This window comes from Anaerostipes faecis, assembly GCF_910574135.1.
Taxonomy (GTDB): domain Bacteria; phylum Bacillota; class Clostridia; order Lachnospirales; family Lachnospiraceae; genus Anaerostipes; species Anaerostipes hominis.
Genome location: NZ_CAJSYK010000013.1, coordinates 40729 through 63082, shown reverse-complemented (window position 1 = coordinate 63082; position 22354 = coordinate 40729). Strand labels below are relative to the sequence as shown.

The window sequence follows — 22354 nt, the reverse complement described above, 5'->3', positions numbered from 1 at the left end:
TGTATTATAGGAGAAATTTAACATGAAAAATATTTTATTAGTGTGTAACGCAGGAATGTCAACTAGTATGTTAGTACAGAAGATGAGTGCAGCTGCAAAAGAGATGGGTATTGAAGCAAACATTAATGCAAAATCTGTAACGGAAGCAATCAATGAAATCGATCATGTAGACGTTCTGTTATTAGGACCTCAGGTTGGTTACCAGAAAGCAGAAATGGAAAAACTTGCAGCGGGGAAAATTCCGGTAGAAGTTATCAATATGAGAGATTATGGAACAATGAACGGACAGAAAGTACTTCAGTTTGCATTAGATTTAATAGGGGAATAGAAAGATGGAAGGTATTGAATTAATTTGTTTTGAAATCATTTCAAACGTAGGAGCAGCAAAATCATGCTACATTAATGCGATTCAGAAAGCAAAAGAAGGTGCCTATGAAGAAGCACAAAATTGCATCAAAGAAGGTGACACTTATTATTCAGAAGGTCATAAAGCCCATGTAGAAATGATTCAGAAGGAAGCAAGCGGACAGCCAACAGAAGTTTGTTTGTTGTTAGTGCATGCAGAAGACCAGATGATGTCTGCTGAGACATTTAAAGTACTTGCAGGAGAATTTATCGACATCTGTAAAATGATCAATAAATAAAAATTACATGAAAAAAAACATATCTTTTGATTTAAGGTATGTTTTTTTCTTAGAATATTGAAAAGGAGAAATTGATGTCAAAAGTAGGAATTGATTTAGGTGGAACAAATATCAAGGCAGGAATTGTGAATGAAGAGAATGAAATCATTGCAAAAGGTCAGAAGAAGACCTTTGCACAACGTTCTGCAGAAGAAATTATGAAAGATATGGAAAAACTGGTAGAAGAGTTGCTTGAAGAACATCATATTTCCAAAGAGCAGGTAGAAAAAGTTGGGATTGGCTGTCCGGGAACCATTGATTCGAAAACCGGGACTGTCATCTATTCCAATAATATCGTATGGGAAAATATTGAACTTGGAGCAATAATGGAAAATAGTCTGCAGCTTCCGGTAAAAGTATATAATGATGCGGATTGTGCAGCTCTTGGGGAAACAGTTGCCGGAGCAGCAAAGGATTGTAACAATATGATTTTATTGACTCTTGGAACCGGAGTAGGAGGCGGAATCATTTTGGATGGAAAAGTGTTTGACGGATATTATGCCGGTGGGGCAGAACTTGGACATACCACATTGATTGCAGGAGGAGAACCTTGTACTTGTGGTAGAAAAGGCTGTTTGGAAGCGTATGCGTCTGCAACGGCAATCATACGAATTGCAAAGAAGAAAATGGAACAAGAAAAAGAATCTCTGCTTCATGAATACAATGAAATTGATGGAGTTGCAATTTTTGAGGCAGCGAAAAATAATGATCGGGCAGCCAATGAGGCAATTGATGAATATGTAATGTATTTGGCAGAGGGAATTGTAAATTTTGTAAATATCTTTCGCCCGGAAAAGGTGCTTCTCGGCGGCGGCATAAGTCATGCAGGAGATCGTTTGATTCAGCCGGTCAATGAATATGTGAAAAAATATTGTTTTGGAGGCAACAGGACATATATTCCGGAAGTTATGCAGATGAAGCTGGGTAATGATGCAGGAATCATTGGTGCTGCTAACTTGTAACTAAAAGATTACAAAAAGATTACAAAAATACTTTACATAATGCTGTGAATATGATAATATTCAATATGACGTAACAAAAATGTAACAAATAAAAACGAAGGAATAAGAGTGAAAAATAAATTAAAGAGTGTGTGAAACTTTTTCTGTAAAATAGAACTCATAAGGTTTTTCTATGATAAAATAAAAATCATAGGAGGGCCTTTTATTATGGCAAGAGAAAAGAAACCCGTACACAGAGTACAAATGACGGAAGGGAAACGCAGCATAATCCATCAGCTCCTGGAGGAATACGATATCCAAACTGCTGAAGACATTCAAGATGCCCTAAAAGCTCTCCTTGGCGGAACCATCACTGTGTCCAGGCCAGATACAGCATTTTCAGAAGGCTGTCATCCGTCGGAAAGACCGTCTTGAATTTTGTCACTTTCCGAAGCTGCCGGTTGAAGCCTTCAATGGCATTGGTTGTTATATCAGCCGTCTGACTGCTTCCGGGTATTTGAAATAAGTCAAAAGCGCTGCCCAGTTATCGTGCCAGGATTTATAGATTTTAGGGTATTTAGCGTCCCATTTGTCCTTGAACAGCTCCAGTTCGTTTTAGGCAATTTCTTCGGTTGGTGCAGCATATGCACCTTTCAGATCTGCTATCAGTTTCTTGATATCCTTGTATGATACAAATTTTGTGGAATTCCGAATCTCATGAATAATATACTGTTGTATCTCTGTCTTTGATTAAACAGCTTCTATCGCCTGCGGAAAGCCGGTAAGTCCATCAACGCCCCGGTTCTTAAGACTAATCCTAAAAGATAACCAAAGTTTTGCACTTTCATTTTCACCTACATGAATATCACCATAGCTGGTATGCTCGGTCTTTTGTGAATGTCCGTTATGGCTGTTGTCAGTATCCTTATTCCGGTGATCATATTTTGAATAACCGAATTCTTTGTTAAGTTCCTTATCCAGTGCACCTTCCAGAAGCACTGACATCATGTCACGCATGACGGAGTTAACATCCGTGCCGGTTTCGATGCTGATATCATTTAATTTCATATAATCATGCATCATTTCCCTCATTGCTGCTTTTTGTGGGCTGTCATTCTCCCCTGCCATAAACAAAACCTCCAAACTGACTAATCTTATCTTACATCAGTTTGGAGGTTTACAAAAACTATGTGATACTCCCGTTTGTTGATTATAAAAGCAATTATAGTGGTGTTAATGAGTGAAATCGTTCTTCATAAACTTTGATCAAATCATCTCTAAAGTCAGGATGTGCAATCTCAATCAATGCTTTTGCTCTTGCTCGAAGTGTTTTTCCCTTCAAGTGAGCGATACCATATTCTGTGACTACGTAGTCAACATCATTTCTTGAAGTTGTCACAGCAGCTCCTTCATCTAGTAGCGGAACAATCTTTGAGATTGTTCCTTTTCTTGCAGTAGAAGGCATAGCAAGGATCGATATGCCGTGTTTTGCCATAGAAGCACCTCGAACGAAGTCTACTTGTCCACCAACTCCACTGATCTGAGTCAATCCAACGGATTCTGAACAAGCCTGTCCCATTAAATCAACTTGAACGCTAGAATTGATACAGATAATATGGTCATTTTTTGCAACGATTACTGGGTCATTGGTAAAGTCCGCAGGGTACATAGCAACATTTTCATTGTGATCTACAAAATCATAAAGACGTTTTGTTCCCATAAGAAAGTTTGCTACCATTTTTCCAGGAAGTAGTTCTTTTTTTGCGTTTGTAATAACTCCGGCTTCTGCTAATTCAACAACACCATCTGAAAACATCTCAGAGTGAATTCCAAGATCCTTTTTGTCTTTTAGGCAAAGAAGTACCGCATCTGGGATTGCTCCGATTCCTAATTGAAGTGTGTCTCCATCCTGGATCAAAGATGCACAGTTAGCTCCGATGGCTTTTTCCACATCAGATAGCACTGCTGGCTTTAATTCTGGAAGAGGTGTTGAATGTTCTACAAAGTAGTCGATTTCAGAAACGTCCATTAAACTGTCACCATAAGTAAAAGGCATTTGGTCGTTTACTTGAGCTATAACGATTTTAGCATTTTGGGCAGCGCCTTTTGTATAGTCTATAGAAACGCCAAGACTGACTCTTCCGTTTTCATCTGGAGGTGTGACAGAAATCAGTGCCACATCTACTGGAAGTTCTTCTTCAAACAATCTTGGGATTTCATGGAAGAAACAAGGAGTATAATCTCCACGTCCCTCAGCAACTGTCTTTTTGGTATTTGCACCAATAAACAGAGCATTGTGACGGAAATGTTTTTCCATTCCTTCCTGTGCATATTCACTTTTTCCAAGTGAAACCATATGGCAGATCTCTACGTTGTGAAACCATTCTTTATTTTCCGCCATTACGGTAAGAAGATAAGAAGGTTCCCCTGCAGCGTGTCCCGTTACGACACGTCCGCCATCAGGAATATTTTTTAAAGCAACTTCAGCTGAAGTTGATCTTTCTTCATAAATCTTTTTCCAGTCCATCGTTTCCTCCTAAAGAATCTTATTCTTCGATTTTTGCAATTGTCTTAGCAAGTTTTTTCTTCATAGGAAGGTTACCTTGACGAGCAATCATGATTCTTTGTGCCTGAGGTGATCCGGCTCCGTGCATAGACTCTGTACGATATCCAACAGCAGCACTTCCAAGGGTTAAGTTTTCAATCAAACGTAAGATACGTAGACGATTTTCAGTAGAAACATCCTCCACGCCACGAAGGTATTTGTCTATGTATCCTCCTAATTTAGGATTTTTTAAGTCCTTTTCAGATGGTGCAGTTACCATTAATCCACCAGCAATATCTTCTGCAAGACGAGCGATTTCATAAGGGAAACGAGTGACATTTTGCTTGCATACATTTGCCAATAGTAAGTCGATCATGTAGTTTCCTGATTTTGTCTTTGTACCTTCTGCTGAACAGGCAATACCACAGCAGTATAAAGTTTCATTTAAGTGAGTCATTTCGATTAATTTGTCTTTGACATGAGAAGCTCTTTGAGCTCCGTTGTATTCTGCAGCAACAGCAGTAGCACCAATCAAGACGTCACCAACACCTACTTTACATCCACCGTAAGATTGTCTGTGGTATCCGGCAAAACGTTCTACTAATACTCCAGCAAATTCATATTCTCCATTTAAGAAGATTCTATCATTTGGTACGAATACGTTATCAAATACGACCAAAGCTTCCATTCCACCAAATTGAGAGTTACCAACGTCGATTTGGCTTCCTTCTAGTTTTCTTGTGTCACAAGATTGACGTCCAACGATCATGAAGATTCCTTCAGAGTCAGTTGGTACTGCAAATGAAACTGCATAATCTTTGTCATCTTCCCCCATGGCGATGGTAGGCATTACGATCACTTCGTGGGAGTTGATGATACCAGTTTGATGAGCTTTTGCTCCGCGAACAACGATTCCATCTGGACGTCTTTCGACTACATGAAGATACAGATCTGGATCAGCTTGTGCATGAGGTGCTAAAGAACGATCTCCCTTTGGATCTGTCATGGCTCCATCGACTGTTAAATCCTTTTCCTGTACATACTTTAAGAAGCTTAAGAAGTTTTCGTGGTAGTTCGTTCCGTGAGCTTCATCTGTTTCAAACGTCGTACTATAAACTGCGTTAAATGCATCCATTCCTACACATCTTTGGAAACAAGCAGCTGTCTTTTGTCCGCATAAACGTTGCATCTTAACTTTCTTTACTAAGTCGGCAGTGCTTTCATGAATGTGAGTAAAACGGTTTACGATTTCTCCTGTATATGGAGATTTTGTTGTCATTAACTCTTCGTATTCTGGATTTCCTGCTAAGTCATAAGTTGCTTTGACTGAATTTAATGATGGACGTAAGATTGGGTCATCGACTGGGTTTTCGATTTTCTCTCCAAACATATAAACTTGAAGATTTAACTTCCTCATACTTTCCACATATTCATTTCCTGTCATTAAAGCCATAATTGTATCCTTCCTTTCTTGAATCATGAATAGTTCAAATGTTCCAAGTACATATAGCGTACTGAAATTATGATTGACTAAAAAGCAAAAGCCGTGCCAACTTAAAAAATGATAAGATTCTGAAAAATGAATGCAATAAATGCAGAAATGCAACAAATCTACGATTCAAAAATGCAACAAGAAAATATTTGTTGCAAAAATGCAACAAGAAAGAAGGATAGAATTTAAAAGGTATCTGAATCCACACGAAATGAGGATGGCATAAGTTTTGCTATAATAAATAAAATGAAAAGAATTATAGTAGGAGGAAACAGAAATGTTACATGAAATAGAAAAGGTATTAGAAGAGGACGTAAGACCACAATTATTATCTCATGAAGGAAATGTAGAAGTTGTAGATGTTACAGATGGAGTCTTAAAAGTCAGATTGCTAGGACAATGTTCTGGATGTCCATCTGCTACACTAACGACAGAAGAATTAATTGCAGAAGCAATGAAAAGTCGGATTCCAGAGATCAAGGATGTTGTCTTAGTCAATCAGGTGAGTCAAGATTTGATCGATATGGCAAAGAAGATCCTAAGTCACGGAAGATAAGGAGCTTATTATGGAAATTGGGGTCAAGTTTTGTGGTGGCTGTAATCCAAGATATGATCGTGGACGAGAATTAACTGCACTCAAAGGAAAGTTTCCAGATGTGACTTGGGTTTGTGGAAGTTCAGATCAAGTATGTGATTATTGGTTGGTCATTTGCGGGTGTTCAAGAAGATGTATAGCCACGCAAGAATTGTTAGTGCGAAAGAAAATCTTATTACTAGAAAGTCCTATAGATTTTCAAAAGGCAGTGAAACAGATTAAAAAGGATCAAAGATCCAGAGGAAAGCAGGAACGAAAGGCTCTTACCGTTGGAGATGAAGCAGCCATGGAAAAGAAAGTGACCAAAGAGGTGGTAGAAGCATTTGCAAGTTTAACAGGTGACTATAATAAGATGCATATGGATACAGAATTTGCGTCTAGACAGTGGTTTCAAAAACCAGTTGCTCATGGGATGTTTTCATCAAATCTTCTTTCGTCTGTTATGGGAATGAAGCTTCCTGGAGATGGAACGATCTTGATGGAGGAATCTAGCCAATTTCAAAAACCAGTGTACCTTGGAGATAACATTACAGCAAAGATCACATTTCATTCCTATCAGGAGGAACGTGTATTTTATATTGGAACATTCCATGGAGTATGCACCAATCAAAATGGTGAGATTATCACCGAAATGAAAGCAAAACAAATGATGATGAAACATTTATTTCAGGTAAAAGAAAAAGGAGAATGAAAATGACAAACTTAGAAAAATACAACAAAGTATTTCAAGTAATTTTAAAAAAAGAAGGAGAAGAATTAAAGGAACTTCGTTATCGAGGAGTTCCGGAATGGGACTCCATGGGACATATGAATTTGGTAGGAGAACTGGAGGAGAAGTTTGATATTATGCTAGATACACCAGATATGTTAGCCTTTAGTTCTTACGAAAAAGGAAAAGAAATTTTAAAAAAGTATGGGGTTGAAATTGAGAAAGAGGATGCCTAGACTATTTGTCTTAGAAGATCGTTTGACACAGAGTAATTGTTATCTGATGGAAGATAATGGAAGTGTTCTGATCATTGATCCAAATGACCATGAACGAATCCTAAAAATCATAAGAGAACATCAATGGAACATAGATTATATTTTATTGACTCATGAACATTGTGACCATATACAAGGATTAAATGGGGTGCGTAGAGGATACCCGGAAGCATTGGTCATCGCAACCGCTGTATGTAGTGAGAATCTTGGAAACCGGATCAAAAATATGAGTGGTATGATGGGTACTTATTTACACTTCAAGTATGGAGGTGACAAAAAGTATGTTTATTCATCGATTTTATGTAATCCTGCAAATCTTACGTTTGATCAAGAATATGAGTTTCATTGGAAAGGGCATATGATTCAAATGGAACTTGTACCAGGACATACCATGGGAAGCTGTTGTATAAGAATGGATGAAACGATTTTATTTTCAGGAGATTATTTGATTATGGGGGAAGAAGACATAACCAGATTGCCAGGAGGAAATGAAGAGGCATATGAAACTTATGCAAAGCCTTGGATCGAGGCGTTAGAAGATGGAATTCATATTTATCCCGGACACGGAACAGATTATATCTTAAAAAAAGAAAAGAGGTGAAAATGTGGAATATGAAGAGCTATTAAAACAGGAACCATTTGGTGTTTCACAAAAAGAAAAAGAGGTGTGGTTTTATAACTATTTTACAGAATTGACTGCATACCATAAAGAACATTGTCCAGCCTATGCAAAGTTGTTAAGCGTCCTTCAGGTTCCAGAGGCATTTTCATCGATGAGTCAAATCCCTATGATGCCAGTATCTGCATTTAAGGATATGAAACTTCGAAGTGTGGAGGAAGAGGATGTTTTTAAGGTAATTACATCTTCAGGAACAACAGGTAAGAAGGTGTCGGAAATCTATTTAGATGAGGAAACAGCAGCGAACCAACAAAAAACGTTAGTCCGAATTATGGAAGAAGTGATTGGAAAGAGGCGAATTCCAATGCTGATCGCAGACTCTCCAGAGGTGCTGCAAGATCGGAATATGTTTTCTGCAAGAGGAGCTGGAATCTTAGGATTTTCCATTGTATCTTCCAGACACCAGTATGCCTTTAACAAGGATATGAATCTAGATGTCAAAGGAATCGAAGCATTTTTAGAAAAATATAAGAATGGTCCCATTTTAGTCTTTGGCTTTACCTATATGATCTGGAAGTATTTTTATGGTGCGTTAAAAGAAAGTGAAAAAAAACTTTCGATTCCCAATGGGATCATGATCCATGGAGGCGGTTGGAAGAAGTTGCAGGCACAAGCGGTATCAATGGAGGATTTTAAAAAAGGTATTCAGGAAGTCAGTGAGATCAAACAGGTATATGACTATTATGGAATGGCAGAGCAGACGGGATGTATTTACTTAGAATGTGAATATGGTCATCTCCATGCAAGCACATATTCAGATATTTTGATTCGAAACATGCAGGATTTTTCGGTTTGTGAAATTGGAACGGAAGGAACGATCCAGGTACTGTCACCGATGGCTAGATCATATCCAGGGCATTCGATCTTAACAGAAGATCAGGGAATCTTACTTGGAATCGATGATTGTCCTTGTGGGAAAAAGGGAAAATATTTTAAAGTGACTGGAAGAATGCAGCACGCAGAGGTCAGGGGGTGCAGCGATACATATGAAGGATGAAACAATCATTAGATTAGCAGGAGGCTGGAAAGGATCTGAAATCGTTGGGAGAACCCTTTTAGAAGAAAGTGTGTTATGCTTTTTGGAGGATTTATCCAGGGAAATTCGCAGCAATCCCATGACAAGAAATCGAGAAGACTGCGCGGCTTTTGCATTCTGGTGTCGAAGAAAACATTTAGAGTCATGGAAAGAAGCACTGAATGATAGAGAAAGCAGACTTGGATGGGGAATGATATTTCACATTGCACCGTCAAATATACCAACGCTGTTTGCGTATAGCATGGTGTTTGGTATGTTGGCTGGAAATGGAAATGTCATTCGGATTTCAAGTCGAGTCATGGAAGATAGTCTTCCATTGTGCCAGATGATCGAGCAGGTAATGCAGCAGAAAAGGTATCAGGATATTTATGAAAATACGTTACTGTTTACTTGTGAACGAGGAGATGGCTGTATTGAAACCTATACAAATCTTTGTGATGGAAGGATTATTTGGGGTGGAGATAAAGCCATTGAAGAACTTCGCAAGATTCCAGTGAGGCCTGGTGTGACAGAACTTGAATTTGCAGACCGATATTCCATTGCAGTTATTGACACAGAATGGATGAAACAACGATCAGAAGAAGAGCTTCAGCAGCTTTCTTATCAGTTTTATAATGATACCTTTGCTATGGATCAAAATGCATGCTCTAGTCCAAGGTTGATCGTTTGGAAAGGGGAAGACAGAAAGTGTTTTGAAACGTGGTGGGAGCAATGTATGGAAACCGCAAAACGATATGAATTAAGTCCATGGAAAGTTAGTCGTAAATATGAAGAAGTCTGTCTAAACATCATGGAAACCGATCAAATAGAGAAGGTTCGTTTTTATGATAATCGAATCTATGTGGCAGATTTGCAAGAATGTCCTAGAAATCCAGAACAGTATGATGGGAGATTTGGTTGCTTTTATCAATGTATCATTCAAAATCTAGAGGAATTGATGCCAAGCTTAAATCGAAAGATTCAAACTATAGAGTATGCTGGTGTTTCGCCAAAGGAATTGCAAGATAGGATTGTAGAATTTGGAGCTAAAGGTGGAGACCGTATCGTTCCATTGGGACAAGCACTTTCTTTAGACTATATGTGGGATGGAATAAATTTGATAGAGCATCTGTCACGCGTGATTTGTACAGTAGAAAGAAGGGAAAACTAAATGTATTTTTTTGAAGAACAAGTATTAGATAAGGATCGGATCTATTTAAGATCAGAGAAGGAAGGATCAGTGACATATGGAGAGTTGGATTGCTTTTGCAAGGAGATGGGAACACATATGGAGAAAAGAACGCTGGTGTTTCTTCTATGTCAAAATACCGCAGGTTCTGTTCTTGGATACATAGCATGTCTTCGAAATCGAGTGGTCCCTCTTTTGTTAGATTGCAAAATGGATTATAATATGTTAAAAGATTTAATCTGCCATTATGAACCAGACTATGTGTTTGCACCAAAAGGACATCAGGGGTATTCTCCAGATGAAAGGACACAATTGGTATATGAGGCATATGGATATAACCTGTACGATATTTCAAAGGAAACGGAGACGAAGTTAAATGAGGATTTAGCTCTTTTACTGACGACGTCAGGAAGTACTGGAAGTCCCAAATTAGTCCGTCAAAGCTATGAAAATATTCAGTCCAATGCAGAATCCATCGTGGAATACTTAGAGTTAAATGAAAAAGAGCGTCCAATCTCGACACTTCCTATGAATTACACTTATGGCTTGTCGATTATAAATAGTCATACTCTTTGTGGGGCAACGATCTTATTAACCGAACATACCATGTTTGAACATGAATTTTGGGAGTATTTTAAGGCAGAAGAGGCAACTTCCTTCGGAGGAGTTCCGTTTACTTATGAGATGTTAAAGCGAATTCAATTTTTTCATATGGATTTACCGTCTCTTAGAACAATGACACAGGCTGGAGGAAAACTTTCGAGGGCTTTGCAAAAGGAATTTGCGTTATATGCGAAAAAAGCAGGCGTTAAATTCGTGATTATGTATGGTCAGACAGAAGCTACGGCTAGAATGTCCTGGCTTCCGCCAGAACGTGTTCTGGAAAAAGCAGGAAGCATTGGAATACCGATTCCAGGTGGATCATTCTCTATTGTGGATGGTGAACTTGTTTATGAAGGGAAAAATGTAACTTTAGGTTATGCAAAGTGTAAGGAGGATCTGGCAAAAAAAGATGAGCGTCATGGCGTTCTATACACAGGGGATCTGGCAAGAAAAGATGAGGATGGATTTTACTATATAACCGGGCGGAAAAAACGATTTTTAAAGATCCTTGGCAGCAGGGTCAATCTTGATGAAATTGAGCAGATTTTAAAAGGAAGATATAAGGATGTTTGTTTTGCTTGTACTGGTGTGGATGATCGATTAGATATCTTCGTAGAAAAAGGAGCTGGTCTTTGTTCAGAAGAAATCGTTGACTTTATTAGTAAAAAAATAAAGATGAATGATGGAGTGCTTCAAGTGAGGCAGATCGACAGTATCCCGTTGAATCATTCTGGAAAGATACATTATAGAGAATTGGAGGAAATGTAGATGGCATATGGGTTGGAACTCCAACAGGGGTTATCACAACAACTGAATCAATTTCAATTACAATCATTGAATATATTGTCGTTGGATAATTATGAGTTGGATGAATTTTTGCAAAATGAATTTGCAGAAAACCCATTGCTAGAGTATAAACCACAAAGTGAAAGTCCACAGATGTTAAGTGGAAATGCAGGCGGCTACCGAGAGACTGAGAGACCAGAGATCAAAGACGAATCTCCCAGAGACAAAAAAACATTTTTTATGGAGCAATTGCATCTTGTACAATTTACAAGAAAGGAACTGGATATTATGACATATCTGATAGACTGTCTTGAAGATTCAGGGTTATTGCATGTTTCTTTAGAAGAAATCAGTGATAATCTTGGTGTCCCTTTAGAAGAGATCAAAGCGTGTCATGATGCATTGATCAATCTAGAGCCAGCTGGTGTTTTTGCAAGAAACCTAGAAGAATGTTTGATGCTGCAGTTGGAACGAAAAGGATTGTTAGATGATGATCTTGAGAAAATTATCCTAGAACATTTAAGCGATGTGGCGACGGGGCATATTGCTTCGATCACAAGAACTTTGGGTCTTTCAACGGTGCAGGCAAGAAAGTATATTCAACAGATCCAGCAACTCAATCCAAGACCTTTTAGTGGATATTCATATGAAAAGGCAGAGTACATTGTTCCTGATATCATCATCCAGAGAAATGGAGATGAGTGGAAGATTGAACTTAACGATAACTGGATAGGAAATTATTCTTTGAATGACTATTATCTAAAGATGATGAAGGAAATCGAAGATCCGGAATTGAAAGAATATTTTCAGAAAAAGTATGAGAGAAGCCGCTTTATCATCGCAAGTATCGAACAGAGAAGACAGACTATTACAAAGATTGTATGGGCTGTTTTTAAGAAGCAAAAAGAGTACTTTACTAAGGGCGGAAAGCTAAAACCCATGTGTATGCAGGATGTTGCAGATGAGACACAGATGCATGTCTCTACTGTCAGCCGTGCTTCCAAAGGGAAATATATTCAATCCCCATTTGGAACCGTCTCGATCAAGGACTTATTTGCATCTTCCTATTCGTTCGGGAATCAGTGGAATACAGCAGATGATATCAAGGAGGCAATTTGGAAGTTGATCCAGTCGGAAGATCCCAAAAAGCCATATAGTGATCTTAAGATATCTCAGTTGTTGTTGGAAAAAGAGATGAAGATCTCGAGAAGAACGGTGGCGAAGTATCGAAAAGAGATGGGGATCTTGGGGACGTATTCGAGGAAAGATAGTGAAAGTTTCGGATGGTAGAGCTTTTTAGCTCATCGATTAAGACTTGGGACCATAAAAGGAAAAATCGTCAAGGTCATGAATTGATTATAACCTTGGCGATTCTACCTTATCTTGAATTTGAAAATGAAGATTATCTAGTCTGTTTCTTCGATTGCGTCTGGTGAATTTTCTTCAAGAACAGGGTTCTTGAAGTTTCCATTGACTAAGATGTAAACAATGATACCAATGCAAAGTCCCCAGCTAGCACCCTTGATGGCAAGGATAGCAGCCATAACTCCTGCGATACCACGTTCCATATCAGTGCCGATCATACTAAGGCCAATCTTACAACATACATAACCTTGAACAATTAATGTAAGTGACAATGCAGCCGGGAGGATTGGCTGTACAAAAGATGCAACAGGAACCAATGCGACACAGATAAATGTCATCCAACGGAAGGTACCGACTCCACTGTAGATGGAATCCATAGATTCACGGCCTTCTTTGTAGCGTTCAGAAATGGCTGCGGTAACAGCTGCCCACAATGGGCCGCTTAATACAACATAAGGACAGAAGAATCCTTCCACTAAGTTACGTAATGCACTGATGACATTTGAACGGTTTGAATTGAAGTCAATCTTCTCATCGGTACGAATTTCATCTGCCTCACGAATCAACTGTTCACTCGAAACGAAATCACCGAATGCAATGATGTAAACAGCAATTGCTGTTGGAATCACAGAGATAAAGGTTTGGATGGAAGGGAATCCAATTCCAAATGGACTCAAAGTTTGGAAAATCGTTCCGATATCCGGAATCTTGATGATAGATCCAAGCACAAAGTTTGGTGCTGGTAATTCTCCAGATAAAGGTCCAATGATAACAGCGATGATGATCGCTGGTAACATCCCAAAGTTTCCAATTGTGTGCCAAAACTTACTTTTTTCCTTCGTTCGTCGGAATAGCAAGGAAAAGAGCAAGAAATAAGCAATCAAAGAGCCAATACCAACAGTGATAGGGTATAATCCAAATCTTCCTCCTGTTTGGAATTCACCCATTATCGCAGAAAATCCAGCACCCAATAAGATACCAGCTTTAATCGCATTTGGAATCAATCCAATGATCTTTCCTGCCATTCCACTCAGACCCATACTTAAGAATATAAGTCCAACTACAATTTGAAGTGCAATCAATGTTTTGATTCGCTCAGGCCCTTGTTGAGATTGGGTCAAAAATGCAGTAATCAAGGGAAGTGCCGGTGTAATCCAACCTGGAACCACCGGGTCACCAAGCAGAGTGTGTAGATTGTATAAAAAACCGTTAAGAATAACCATGCTCCATGCGATTTCATATGGAACGCCTAAGACTTGCTCCAGGATTGGGATCGCCCCAAGACAGGTTGCACACATTAAAATAGCTTGGAGACATTCAGAAAGTTCCCAACGATAGTGAATAAATGGAAGTCTGATCTTAAAAATACCAGCGGGTATGTATGGCTGTTCCATACCCTCTTTACGTTTTAATGCCATATAATATTCCTCCTCTTCGTATAATAAAATTTATTTGCTAATGATATAAGAAGCAAAAAAGGTGCCAACCTTAGAACCTTGGTTTTGTGTTAAAAATAAAACAAAATACGAATCATTTTTGAAACGTGTTGCAAAAATGGATCAATACGTAGATAATAGGGTTGAAAAAATTAGACAGAAGAGAAAAATAGGAAGGAGATGCTATAATGAAAAAAATTAATTTATTTCGGACAAAAGAAGAAACTTTGGAACGCTTAGAAGCGATCATTGAACATTCTTTTGATGGAATTTATATTACAGATGGACATGCGAATACCGTGATGATTAATCGTGCCTACGGACAGATTTCTGGATTAAAAAAGGAAGAGGTTATGGGTCGCAATATGAAGGATCTTGAGAAAGAAGGGCTCATATCGATCTCAGGTTCCTTAAGGGCTATTCGAGAGAATCGAGTGGTAACGTTGCCACAGGAATTTAAGACTGGGAAAAAAGCAATTATTACAAGCTCCCCAATCTATGATGAACATGGAAATATTGTTATGGTAGTGACCAATGTACGTGATTTGACGGAAATACACTATTTAAAAGAACAGGTAGAAGAACAGCAGCAGCAAGAGGAGCGTTTGCGTCGAAATCTGGAGCATATGCAGGATAGACTTTTGAAAAAGGATATCATCGCACAAGATGAGAATACATTGAATGCCATTTTTAAGGCGGATAAAGTAGCACCACTTGATGTGACCGTGATGCTGCAAGGAGAAACCGGAGTTGGAAAAGAAGTATTTGCGACCTATATCTTTCAAAATAGTTCCAGAAAAGATGAGAACTTTATCAAAGTTAATTGCGGAGCCATTCCAGAAAATTTATTAGAAAGTGAATTGTTTGGATATGAAAAAGGTGCATTTACAGGCGCCAACCGAACGGGAAAGATTGGATTATTTGAATTGGCAGATAAAGGAACTATTTTCTTAGATGAGATTGGAGAACTTCCTTTGGCGATGCAGGTGAAGCTGCTTCGTGCCATTCAAGAACAAGAGATTACAAGAATTGGTGGAAGTAAGCCGATAAAGATCAATGTAAGAATCATTGCTGCAACGAACAGAAATCTTGAAGAGATGATGCGGCAAGAAACATTCCGAGCGGATCTATATTATCGATTGATGGTATTTCCAATTTATATTCCTCCGCTTAGGGAACGAAAAAATGATATTATGGCACTGGCAGAATCTTTTTTGGATAAATTAAATAAAAAGTATAACTTTCAAAAAAAGTTTTCAGATAGCAGCAAATATATTTTAAATGAGTATGCTTGGCCTGGGAATATTCGAGAATTAAAGAATATCGTTGAGCGAGCCATTATTATTAGTAATGGAGATGAAATCGAGCCGGATGCCATTCCGATCGTAAGCCAAAGAGAAGCTGCACAGCCGGAAGGAAAGATGTTAAAGCCAGTGAATAATCTTGCTCAAACTTTGCTTGAAATTGAAGCCGAATATATGAATCAAGCTTATGAAAAGTGCGGAAATGTAAGAGACGCAGCTAAGAGTTTAGGGATGAATCCATCAACCTTTGTACGAAAACGAAAAAAATATGAAGCATATTTAAAAGAAGGAGAAGGTCAAGGATGGACACAACAAAATTAGTGATGATAGGCACAGGAAATGCCATGTAACCACGCGAAGCTATATATTGAATGTGGACTTTCCGGCGCTAGCAGAACCCAAAATGAACCCTTATGACCTTTATGCATAGACCAGCACATGCAATCTGGAATAGAGATGATGATGGAAATATTCACTGATGATTCAGCAAAAATATCCAGCAGGGGCCTCCTGCTGGATAAATTTTTTTTATTGTTTAACTTTCTGCATAACAGGCCGCGGTGATCTTACAGCTCATTAATCGTCTCCGTAACAGATATATTCCGAATCCTTTTTGCCGGCCCATAAACTGCGGCAGCGGCTGAAAACGAAACGAGCAGAAGTATAAGGATCAGAGATTTGACAGGCAGGCTCCAGACAGCATAACCGAAATGTGAAGTGATGAGTATATCGTACATTGTTTTGCTGAGAAGCAGGCCGAACGCACATCCGGCAATACAGCCGGATAAAGCATAAGTAAACGATTCGGCAGCGATCATTTTCGTCAGCTGTCGTTCATCCATGCCAACTGCCCGCATTGCTCCGTATTGTTTGATTCTTGCAGAGACACTCATAGAAATGCTGTTTACAATATTCAATACTGTCACTAAAGTAATGATTGCCAAAAATGCGTAGATGCACAGCACGAACGCAGTATAAGTGCCGGAAGTGCTCTGGCTGCGCTGATCACTGAATTTATATTTGCTGCCTGCTATATTGCGGATGGCTTTGATATTGTCATCGGTTGCGTCTTTTGTGGTCTGTATCATTACAAGAGAATAATCTGAAACACCGGTTAGCCGCTGAAAGGTTTTTCCGGAAGTAATTAGCGTTATTTTTTTATTTGTACTGCCTCCACTGTTGAACGGATCATATTTTAACAAGCCTGCGATCTCTAATTTTGATGCCCCTACCTGTATTTTATCACCGATTTTTAAAGGACTTTTTTTATCCCAGGTTGCCAAAACATAATGGCTTTCTCCGTATACTTTTGAAATATCGCTGCCCTTTTTTAATACATCATCTTTTGTAAGGCAGTCTAAATCAAAGTTATCATAAGAAATTATATCAGTTTTGTCTGAAAGTTTTGTTTCCCTGTCTAATTCTGCGGGAATATCAAAAATGCTTCTGCGTCCATAAACGTGCTTTACTCCTTCCATATCGCTGATTCTGTCAAGCAATTTTTCGTCTATTGAATTAGAACTGCTGCTTGAAATCTGGAGATCAGGGGTGCTGGATAACTGAGGCATAAGACAGCCGACAAAATCAATAAGAACCGAAAAACTTAAAAAGAGAATGATGCTGAGGGCAAAGGACCCTGTCATGAGTATAAGATTTTTCTTGGCTGATACTGCGTGATGGATGCCCAAGGCAGTTTCGATTTTAAAAAAACGTGTATTTACTGCACGGTGTATGTTTTTTGTACTTTCAGAATTTCCGGAAACAGCAGTAACAGGGGATACCTTCGCTGCCCGTTTCGCAGGGGATCTTGCAGCAAGAAGTACTGTGACGATTCCTACAATAATCCCGCTGATAATTCCAATGATGCTGATACCAAACAGAGGGATATCAGAAAATTCCTCTCCGACAATAAAACGCAGAGCGGCACACAAACCCCAAGTAGACACGGTTCCAAGTATAAGCCCTGCCGGAACTGCAGTTTTACACCAGTTCAGTGCTTCCAGCCGGACAAAACGGATGATCTGACGTTTGCTCATTCCGATGCAGCGCATCATTCCGAAAAATTTTGTTCTTTGAGCTACGTTGCTGTTGATGCTGCTTGAGATCATCAGCACTCCGGCTATCAGAATCAGGACAAATAATACTGCAGCTGCCAGATAGATCGTTTGTCCCATGGCACTGCCGCTTAAATCTTGAAGTGACAGTCCGCCATGTTTCTTCATCAGTCTTGTCTGTTCCATCCTGACACCCATGTCTGCCATGCTGAAAACAGCTGTTACTAAAAATACGGCAAAGATGATGCAGAGCAGCGTCATGCGGTTTTGCCGTCTGTGTACTTTTGCGGAAATTGGGATCAGGCTAAGATAGCTTTTCATTCGCGGCACCTCCCAAAATCGGTCAGGACACCGTCAGATACCTGCAATATCCGGTCTGCAGACTGTGCGATGCTGCGGCTGTGGGTAATCATAACAATGGTCTGTTCATATACTTTTGCGGCTTCTTTTAGCAGAGCAATGACTTCACTGCTGTTTTGTGAGTCCAAATTACCTGTTGGTTCATCTGCAAGGATAAGAGAAGGACGAGTAATCAGAGCACGGCCTATCGCCACGCGCTGCTGCTGGCCGCCGGATAATTGGCTGGGCAAGTGGTGGCGGCGTTCTTTCAGATTGAGGACAGTAAGAATTTCTTCCAGATAATTTTGATCGGGTTTCTGGTAATCAAGCAATACAGGGAATATGATGTTTTGTTCAACACTCAATTCCGGAATTAAATTAAAACTTTGGAAAATAAATCCGATATTTCTGCGGCGAAAAATTGTCAGGCTGCGTTCCTTCATTGCAAAAATATCTTTACCGTCAATCAATACTTTCCCGGAGGTTGGTGTGTCAAGTGCTCCTATCATATTCAAAAGTGTACTTTTTCCGGAGCCGGACTCGCCGACGACTGCGACAAATTCGCCTTTCGGAACGGAAAAAGCAGCGTTTTTTAGTGCGTGTACGGCAGCTTCGCCACTGCCGTAAGTTTTAGAAATTGATTTAACTTCCAATAAGTCCATTGGATAAACACTCCTTTCTGTTAAGTCAAGGATATTTCCTTTTTTTAATCTTTTTTCCTATAGATAGAATATCACTCCAATACTACCGGAAGATGACACACAGCCTACAATTTTGTAGGAATTAAGAAATTGATCGTAAAGGTTGTTCCAACCCCTAATTCACTGCCAGCCTCGATGGTTCCACTGTGTGCCTCAACAATCGCTTTCGCAAGCGGAAGGCCCAGCCCGATGCCCTGTGTATCTTTAGAAAAGCGGCTGCGGTAAAATCTTTTAAAAATGTGGTGCAGATCTTCCGGGTGGATACCGCTGCCATTATCTTTTATGGAAATTTGAACAACCGACGGGAACTGTTTCCATTCTATACAGATCCTATCGCCTTTTTTTGTATGGTCAAAAGCATTCTTAACAAGATTGCCGATGCCCTCAATCAGCCAGTTACGGTCGCATAATAATGAAATGCTGTCATCCCCGGACAGATGTATTTCTTTTTCCTCCTGCCGGGCGCGGTACAGGTAGTGATCTTTTATATTGTTCATCATCTCAGACACATTTTCCATGTTTTTATCTACTACAATCGTTCCTGCGTCAAGTTTTGTGATTTTCAGGAGATTTTGTACAAGGATTTCGATTCTGTCCAGCTCCCGTTCCGAAAGATCTGCAAACTCTTTGATCGCAGGCATGTCTTTTGTTTCTTCCTGAAGGATGCCGTTATAGATATTGAGGGCAGCGAGAGGGGTTTTTAACTGATGAGAAATATCAGAAATAGTGTCTTTTAAGAACCTTTTTTCTTTTCCGGCATTTTCAGCATGGGCATTTAAAATAGACACTAAAGAATTTACTTCATGGAAGAGCCTGTATAATTCTCCCTCGTTGTTACATTCGATGCGTGCATTCTGGTTTCCGGAAATATATGCTCTGATCTGTGTGACGGCATCCTCCATTATTTTATTTTGTTCCCTGAAGTACAAATAGGCGGTTACTAATAATGAGATACTCATACACAAAGAAGCAGCCAATATATAAGATGCCGCATTTCCGGTTTTCAAACCTATAAAAGCAGTGGAGAGAAGAGTATATACTGTGATAAACAGCAATTCCCAACAAAAAAATAATTTAATCTTTCTATTTATTAATATTTTCATACTGCACCTCAATCCATTGTGTTCCATTTGTACCCCATACGCCGGACGGTCACTATTTTTTGGGGCTCTCTGGGGTTATCTTCGATTTTTGTGCGGAGTCTGCGAATATACACAGTTAGAGTGCTGCTTTCTATAAACTTGTCATCATAATCCCAGAGTTTGCTCAGAATCTGTTCCGGTGAGAGAACAATATTCGGATTTTCCATAAAGAGACAGAGCAATTTATATTCGCCTGCGGTTAAATCAATCTGTGTTCCGTTTTTATAGACTTCCATTTTCAGAAGCTGTACTCTTATTCCGTTTGAGATTAAATCAGTATTTGCCTGAATAAAATTACTGCTTCTGCGGAGCAGGGCATTGATCCTTGACAAAAATACTGCAAGCTTGAATGGCTTTGTAATATAATCATCGCCTCCTAAATCAAGGCCCATGATAATATCCGTTTCCTCATCGGCCGCAGTCAAAAACATAATCGGCACTTTGGATGATTCACGTATTTTTTTACACAGTTCGTAGCCGGAACCATCGGGGAGTGAAACGTCCAGAATAACTAAATCAAATGTACCGTTTGCCCATAAAATTTGTGCTTCATTGCTTGTGCGGGCAACCTCTATTTCATATCCCTGTTTTTTCATGGCATAGGATAAACCGCTGATTAAACTTAAATCGTCTTCAACAAAGAATATACGTTTCATTTTTTACACTGTCCTTTCCGACACCTTCTCTCAGAATCTATACGATACATTATATAAGTTTGACCGAATAAAAACAATAAAGGATGAAAGCAGTAATATAAAATCAGTTTTTGAAACTTGCCCACATTGTCCTCAACCGCCAGTACCGATTGTGGATCTGAGACAGCAGGTCGACGTGACGGAGGGCGGATATGACACCACACTTCAGCCATCAAAAACAGACGGAGGAAAAATGATTATACCGGTTCTGTTGGAGAATAGAGGATTAAAAGAAAGCTATGAGTTATGGCAGGTGGGATTTTATGCGGAAGATCCGGACGAGGGGGAAGTTTTATTCTGTCTTGCACAGGCGGCACAGGCTAAAAATATTCCCGCGGAGACGAAAAGCCCGGGCTTTTCTGTTACATGGGATTTTTGTTTTGATATTTCTAATACTGCACCATTTGATGTAGTGATGAACTTTGTTGGATTAGTAAACATTGAGGCATAATTTGTTTTTATAATACTATTTGAACAACCCGACAAATTATGAATATAATACAGTAAAACAGTAGTTGGAAACTTTTATGGATAACAATACTCGTGGGAGATTGATTCAACAAGGAAATCTGATGCGGATCAACAACGCTTTCGTGGAAGAGACTTCTTGTGTTAATAATTCAGTTGGAAGTATTTTGATATCTTATTCTGTCCCGGAAAGAAATCGGTCTGATTCGATTCAATATATACGTTTAAATTTAAATAGGAATACGGTGATCTTAAATTCTTTTGGACAGAGCATGTGTATATGCTGTATTCAGAGGGGAATGTGGGTGAATGTCATATTTTCATCACGCATGACAAGAAGCATACCGCCTCAGTCCAATGCGGTCTCTGTGATTGTACAAAGGACCTCTTTGCCGCCGCGGCCACCATTGCCGCCTCAGCGCCCTTCCTCGGTGACAACAGGAAGGATTGTTTTAATTGATTTTGACAATAATTATATCGTTACGGAAAATCCAAGGAATATCAACAGTCAAAACAGATTTTTGATCACAAATTCAACTACATTTACTAACCAATTCGGTTTGCCGATCAGACTGCGTGATCTGCAGCCCGGAAATATGGTGAAAGTGACTCATGCAAATTTTCAGACGCCTTCTGTGATACCTCAGACGACTGCATTCCATATACAACGGATATAATTTGAGAAATCGATGAATTTAAGGAGAAGGTTTTATGAAATAGGCGGCATTATTTGTTTTATTGGATCAATATGCTGACTGGGAGTCTGCCTATCTGTCCTCTGCTCTCTATATGCTGGGAGACAGCAGGTATGAGGTTAAAACAGTATCCCTGATAAAAGACAAGGTTTCATCTATCGGAGGTTTTCATGTTCTGCCTGATTATGATATTTGTTCCGTCCGGGATGAATATGAGGCTTTGATCCTGATCGGCGGGATGGCGTGGAGAGATGAAAATGCAGGCCCTCTTTTTATTTTTTAAGAAAGATCTTGTCACGCTGATGTGTGAAAGCTTTTCCTGAAAAATAAAAAACTCTCCGCGGGCTGTGCACAGATGCGTAATGAAAAACAGCAGAAATTTTATTATAAAATTTCTGCTGTTTCCGAACTTAAAGGAATAAAGAAAATGAGTTGGTGGATGTTATCATCTTAGCATCCTGATTTGTTTGCGAAAGATTCACAGTCAGTGCATTCTTTTGTTGTTGGATTAGGCTCATGAGTTCCGATTTTGATTGTCTCTAAAGTACAGTAGTCAACGTCGCCTGCATGGTAGGCACAGTTATTTATTGTACACTCGATACAATCGTTTTTTTCATTTGATTTCATAACAAAGCTCCTTTCA

The 22354-nt window shown here is 39.2% G+C and carries 23 protein-coding genes and 3 pseudogenes; 16 read left to right on the top strand and 10 right to left on the bottom strand.

The window, feature by feature from the left end:
• The first annotated feature begins 22 nt into the window (after nt 1-22).
• From QGT46_RS10270 to QGT46_RS10255, 4 genes and pseudogenes are all read left to right on the top strand, one after another.
• Nucleotides 23-328, top strand: a complete 306-nt coding sequence (locus QGT46_RS10270) for a PTS sugar transporter subunit IIB (protein WP_024727469.1) — start codon at nt 23-25, stop codon at nt 326-328.
• A 4-nt stretch (nt 329-332) separates the two neighbouring features.
• Nucleotides 333-644 carry a PTS lactose/cellobiose transporter subunit IIA gene (locus QGT46_RS10265; protein WP_024727470.1) on the top strand — a complete coding sequence of 104 codons (312 nt, stop codon included), beginning with the start codon at nt 333-335 and terminating at the stop codon, nt 642-644.
• Nucleotides 645-718: 74 nt separating this feature from the next.
• On the top strand, nt 719-1645 hold the full coding sequence (locus QGT46_RS10260) for an ROK family protein (RefSeq protein ID WP_034549341.1): 927 nt from the start codon (nt 719-721) through the stop codon (nt 1643-1645).
• A 207-nt stretch (nt 1646-1852) separates the two neighbouring features.
• Nucleotides 1853-1996, top strand: a pseudogene (locus tag QGT46_RS10255) (IS256 family transposase); the annotation flags it as partial.
• Here the strand turns inward: QGT46_RS10255 and QGT46_RS17530 are convergent.
• From QGT46_RS17530 to QGT46_RS10240, 4 genes and pseudogenes are all read right to left on the bottom strand, one after another.
• Nucleotides 1995-2191 (bottom strand): annotated as a pseudogene (locus QGT46_RS17530) (transposase). The pseudogenes QGT46_RS10255 and QGT46_RS17530 overlap by 2 nt on opposite strands.
• A 183-nt stretch (nt 2192-2374) precedes the next feature.
• Nucleotides 2375-2752 carry a transposase gene (locus QGT46_RS16970; RefSeq protein ID WP_024727472.1) on the bottom strand — a complete coding sequence of 126 codons (378 nt, stop codon included), beginning with the start codon at nt 2750-2752 and terminating at the stop codon, nt 2375-2377.
• Nucleotides 2753-2846: 94 nt separating this feature from the next.
• Entirely contained in the window at nt 2847-4151 is a 1305-nt protein-coding gene (locus QGT46_RS10245) for an acetyl-CoA hydrolase/transferase family protein (protein WP_024727473.1), read from the bottom strand.
• A 19-nt stretch (nt 4152-4170) separates the two neighbouring features.
• A complete protein-coding gene (locus QGT46_RS10240) occupies nt 4171-5622 on the bottom strand; it encodes a 4-hydroxyphenylacetate 3-hydroxylase family protein (protein ID WP_024727474.1) in 1452 nt (483 codons plus the stop codon).
• A 316-nt stretch (nt 5623-5938) separates the two neighbouring features.
• Here QGT46_RS10240 and QGT46_RS10235 point away from each other — a divergent pair, with 316 nt between their 5' ends.
• The 8 genes from QGT46_RS10235 to rpoN are packed head-to-tail and all read left to right on the top strand — an operon-like array spanning nt 5939 to nt 12802.
• The gene (locus QGT46_RS10235; RefSeq protein WP_024727475.1) at nt 5939-6217 is read left to right on the top strand and encodes a NifU family protein; all 279 of its coding nucleotides are present in this window, start codon (nt 5939-5941) and stop codon (nt 6215-6217) included.
• Nucleotides 6218-6227: 10 nt separating this feature from the next.
• On the top strand, nt 6228-6947 hold the full coding sequence (locus tag QGT46_RS10230; RefSeq protein WP_270430587.1) for a MaoC family dehydratase: 720 nt from the start codon (nt 6228-6230) through the stop codon (nt 6945-6947).
• Nucleotides 6948-6949: 2 nt separating this feature from the next.
• Nucleotides 6950-7201 carry a hypothetical protein gene (locus QGT46_RS10225; protein WP_024727477.1) on the top strand — a complete coding sequence of 84 codons (252 nt, stop codon included), beginning with the start codon at nt 6950-6952 and terminating at the stop codon, nt 7199-7201.
• The gene (locus tag QGT46_RS10220; RefSeq protein WP_270430586.1) at nt 7194-7841 is read left to right on the top strand and encodes an MBL fold metallo-hydrolase; all 648 of its coding nucleotides are present in this window, start codon (nt 7194-7196) and stop codon (nt 7839-7841) included. Before QGT46_RS10225 ends, QGT46_RS10220 begins: the two co-directional genes overlap by 8 nt.
• 4 nt (nt 7842-7845) lie before the next feature.
• The gene (locus QGT46_RS10215; RefSeq protein ID WP_270430585.1) at nt 7846-8916 is read left to right on the top strand and encodes an acyl-protein synthetase; all 1071 of its coding nucleotides are present in this window, start codon (nt 7846-7848) and stop codon (nt 8914-8916) included.
• Nucleotides 8906-10105 carry an acyl-CoA reductase gene (locus QGT46_RS10210; RefSeq protein ID WP_270430584.1) on the top strand — a complete coding sequence of 400 codons (1200 nt, stop codon included), beginning with the start codon at nt 8906-8908 and terminating at the stop codon, nt 10103-10105. The genes QGT46_RS10215 and QGT46_RS10210 overlap by 11 nt, the downstream gene beginning before the upstream one ends.
• On the top strand, nt 10106-11494 hold the full coding sequence (locus tag QGT46_RS10205) for an AMP-binding protein (RefSeq protein WP_270430583.1): 1389 nt from the start codon (nt 10106-10108) through the stop codon (nt 11492-11494).
• Nucleotides 11495-12802: an RNA polymerase factor sigma-54 gene (rpoN, locus tag QGT46_RS10200; protein WP_024727481.1), complete on the top strand. Its 1308-nt coding sequence runs from the start codon at nt 11495-11497 to the stop codon at nt 12800-12802.
• 116 nt (nt 12803-12918) lie between these two features.
• Here rpoN and QGT46_RS10195 read toward each other — a convergent pair whose 3' ends face one another.
• Nucleotides 12919-14295, bottom strand: a complete 1377-nt coding sequence (locus QGT46_RS10195; protein ID WP_024727482.1) for a hypothetical protein — start codon at nt 14293-14295, stop codon at nt 12919-12921.
• 206 nt (nt 14296-14501) lie between these two features.
• Here QGT46_RS10195 and QGT46_RS10190 point away from each other — a divergent pair, with 206 nt between their 5' ends.
• Entirely contained in the window at nt 14502-15938 is a 1437-nt protein-coding gene (locus QGT46_RS10190) for a sigma-54 interaction domain-containing protein (protein WP_148458802.1), read from the top strand.
• A 245-nt stretch (nt 15939-16183) separates the two neighbouring features.
• Here the strand turns inward: QGT46_RS10190 and QGT46_RS10185 are convergent, their stop codons facing one another.
• From QGT46_RS10185 to QGT46_RS10170, 4 genes are all read right to left on the bottom strand, one after another.
• Nucleotides 16184-17992 carry an ABC transporter permease gene (locus tag QGT46_RS10185; protein ID WP_270430581.1) on the bottom strand — a complete coding sequence of 603 codons (1809 nt, stop codon included), beginning with the start codon at nt 17990-17992 and terminating at the stop codon, nt 16184-16186.
• Entirely contained in the window at nt 17989-18672 is a 684-nt protein-coding gene (locus QGT46_RS10180; protein WP_024727485.1) for an ABC transporter ATP-binding protein, read from the bottom strand. Before QGT46_RS10180 ends, QGT46_RS10185 begins: the two co-directional genes overlap by 4 nt.
• A 104-nt stretch (nt 18673-18776) precedes the next feature.
• Nucleotides 18777-19814 (bottom strand): sensor histidine kinase, encoded by a 1038-nt coding sequence (locus QGT46_RS10175; protein ID WP_270430578.1) that lies wholly within the window; start codon nt 19812-19814, stop codon nt 18777-18779.
• A gap of 8 nt (nt 19815-19822) precedes the next feature.
• Nucleotides 19823-20509 carry a response regulator transcription factor gene (locus QGT46_RS10170; protein WP_270430577.1) on the bottom strand — a complete coding sequence of 229 codons (687 nt, stop codon included), beginning with the start codon at nt 20507-20509 and terminating at the stop codon, nt 19823-19825.
• Between the two features lie 151 nt (nt 20510-20660).
• Between QGT46_RS10170 and QGT46_RS10165 the strand changes: the two genes are divergently transcribed.
• The 3 genes and pseudogenes from QGT46_RS10165 to QGT46_RS10155 form a co-directional block, all read left to right on the top strand.
• Nucleotides 20661-20999: a hypothetical protein gene (locus tag QGT46_RS10165; RefSeq protein ID WP_270430575.1), complete on the top strand. Its 339-nt coding sequence runs from the start codon at nt 20661-20663 to the stop codon at nt 20997-20999.
• Nucleotides 21000-21075: 76 nt separating this feature from the next.
• Nucleotides 21076-21693 carry a hypothetical protein gene (locus tag QGT46_RS17300; protein WP_270430574.1) on the top strand — a complete coding sequence of 206 codons (618 nt, stop codon included), beginning with the start codon at nt 21076-21078 and terminating at the stop codon, nt 21691-21693.
• A gap of 58 nt (nt 21694-21751) precedes the next feature.
• Nucleotides 21752-21994, top strand: a pseudogene (locus QGT46_RS10155) (DJ-1/PfpI family protein); the annotation flags it as partial.
• 167 nt (nt 21995-22161) lie between these two features.
• On the opposite strand, the gene QGT46_RS10150 reads toward QGT46_RS10155, so the two are convergent.
• Nucleotides 22162-22338: a DUF1540 domain-containing protein gene (locus QGT46_RS10150; protein ID WP_081723827.1), complete on the bottom strand. Its 177-nt coding sequence runs from the start codon at nt 22336-22338 to the stop codon at nt 22162-22164.
• Nucleotides 22339-22354 lie beyond the last annotated feature (16 nt).

Bases quoted from the DNA above. Each gene is read 5' to 3' on its own strand.
- rpoN (WP_024727481.1), top strand. From the start codon at position 11,495: ATGGCATATGGGTTGGAACTCCAACAGGGGTTATCACAACAACTGAAT.
- QGT46_RS10170 (WP_270430577.1), bottom strand. From the start codon at position 20,509: ATGAAACGTATATTCTTTGTTGAAGACGATTTAAGTTTAATCAGCGGT.
- QGT46_RS10190 (WP_148458802.1), top strand. From the start codon at position 14,502: ATGAAAAAAATTAATTTATTTCGGACAAAAGAAGAAACTTTGGAACGC.
- QGT46_RS10150 (WP_081723827.1), bottom strand. From the start codon at position 22,338: ATGAAATCAAATGAAAAAAACGATTGTATCGAGTGTACAATAAATAAC.
- QGT46_RS10260 (WP_034549341.1), top strand. From the start codon at position 719: ATGTCAAAAGTAGGAATTGATTTAGGTGGAACAAATATCAAGGCAGGA.
- QGT46_RS10270 (WP_024727469.1), top strand. From the start codon at position 23: ATGAAAAATATTTTATTAGTGTGTAACGCAGGAATGTCAACTAGTATG.
- QGT46_RS10210 (WP_270430584.1), top strand. From the start codon at position 8,906: ATGAAGGATGAAACAATCATTAGATTAGCAGGAGGCTGGAAAGGATCT.
- QGT46_RS10195 (WP_024727482.1), bottom strand. From the start codon at position 14,295: ATGGCATTAAAACGTAAAGAGGGTATGGAACAGCCATACATACCCGCT.
- QGT46_RS10235 (WP_024727475.1), top strand. From the start codon at position 5,939: ATGTTACATGAAATAGAAAAGGTATTAGAAGAGGACGTAAGACCACAA.
- QGT46_RS10180 (WP_024727485.1), bottom strand. From the start codon at position 18,672: ATGGACTTATTGGAAGTTAAATCAATTTCTAAAACTTACGGCAGTGGC.
- QGT46_RS10245 (WP_024727473.1), bottom strand. From the start codon at position 4,151: ATGGACTGGAAAAAGATTTATGAAGAAAGATCAACTTCAGCTGAAGTT.
- QGT46_RS10185 (WP_270430581.1), bottom strand. From the start codon at position 17,992: ATGAAAAGCTATCTTAGCCTGATCCCAATTTCCGCAAAAGTACACAGA.
- QGT46_RS16970 (WP_024727472.1), bottom strand. From the start codon at position 2,752: ATGGCAGGGGAGAATGACAGCCCACAAAAAGCAGCAATGAGGGAAATG.
- QGT46_RS10225 (WP_024727477.1), top strand. From the start codon at position 6,950: ATGACAAACTTAGAAAAATACAACAAAGTATTTCAAGTAATTTTAAAA.
- QGT46_RS10230 (WP_270430587.1), top strand. From the start codon at position 6,228: ATGGAAATTGGGGTCAAGTTTTGTGGTGGCTGTAATCCAAGATATGAT.
- QGT46_RS10220 (WP_270430586.1), top strand. From the start codon at position 7,194: ATGCCTAGACTATTTGTCTTAGAAGATCGTTTGACACAGAGTAATTGT.
- QGT46_RS10175 (WP_270430578.1), bottom strand. From the start codon at position 19,814: ATGAAAATATTAATAAATAGAAAGATTAAATTATTTTTTTGTTGGGAA.
- QGT46_RS10205 (WP_270430583.1), top strand. From the start codon at position 10,106: ATGTATTTTTTTGAAGAACAAGTATTAGATAAGGATCGGATCTATTTA.
- QGT46_RS17300 (WP_270430574.1), top strand. From the start codon at position 21,076: ATGGATAACAATACTCGTGGGAGATTGATTCAACAAGGAAATCTGATG.
- QGT46_RS10265 (WP_024727470.1), top strand. From the start codon at position 333: ATGGAAGGTATTGAATTAATTTGTTTTGAAATCATTTCAAACGTAGGA.
- QGT46_RS10240 (WP_024727474.1), bottom strand. From the start codon at position 5,622: ATGGCTTTAATGACAGGAAATGAATATGTGGAAAGTATGAGGAAGTTA.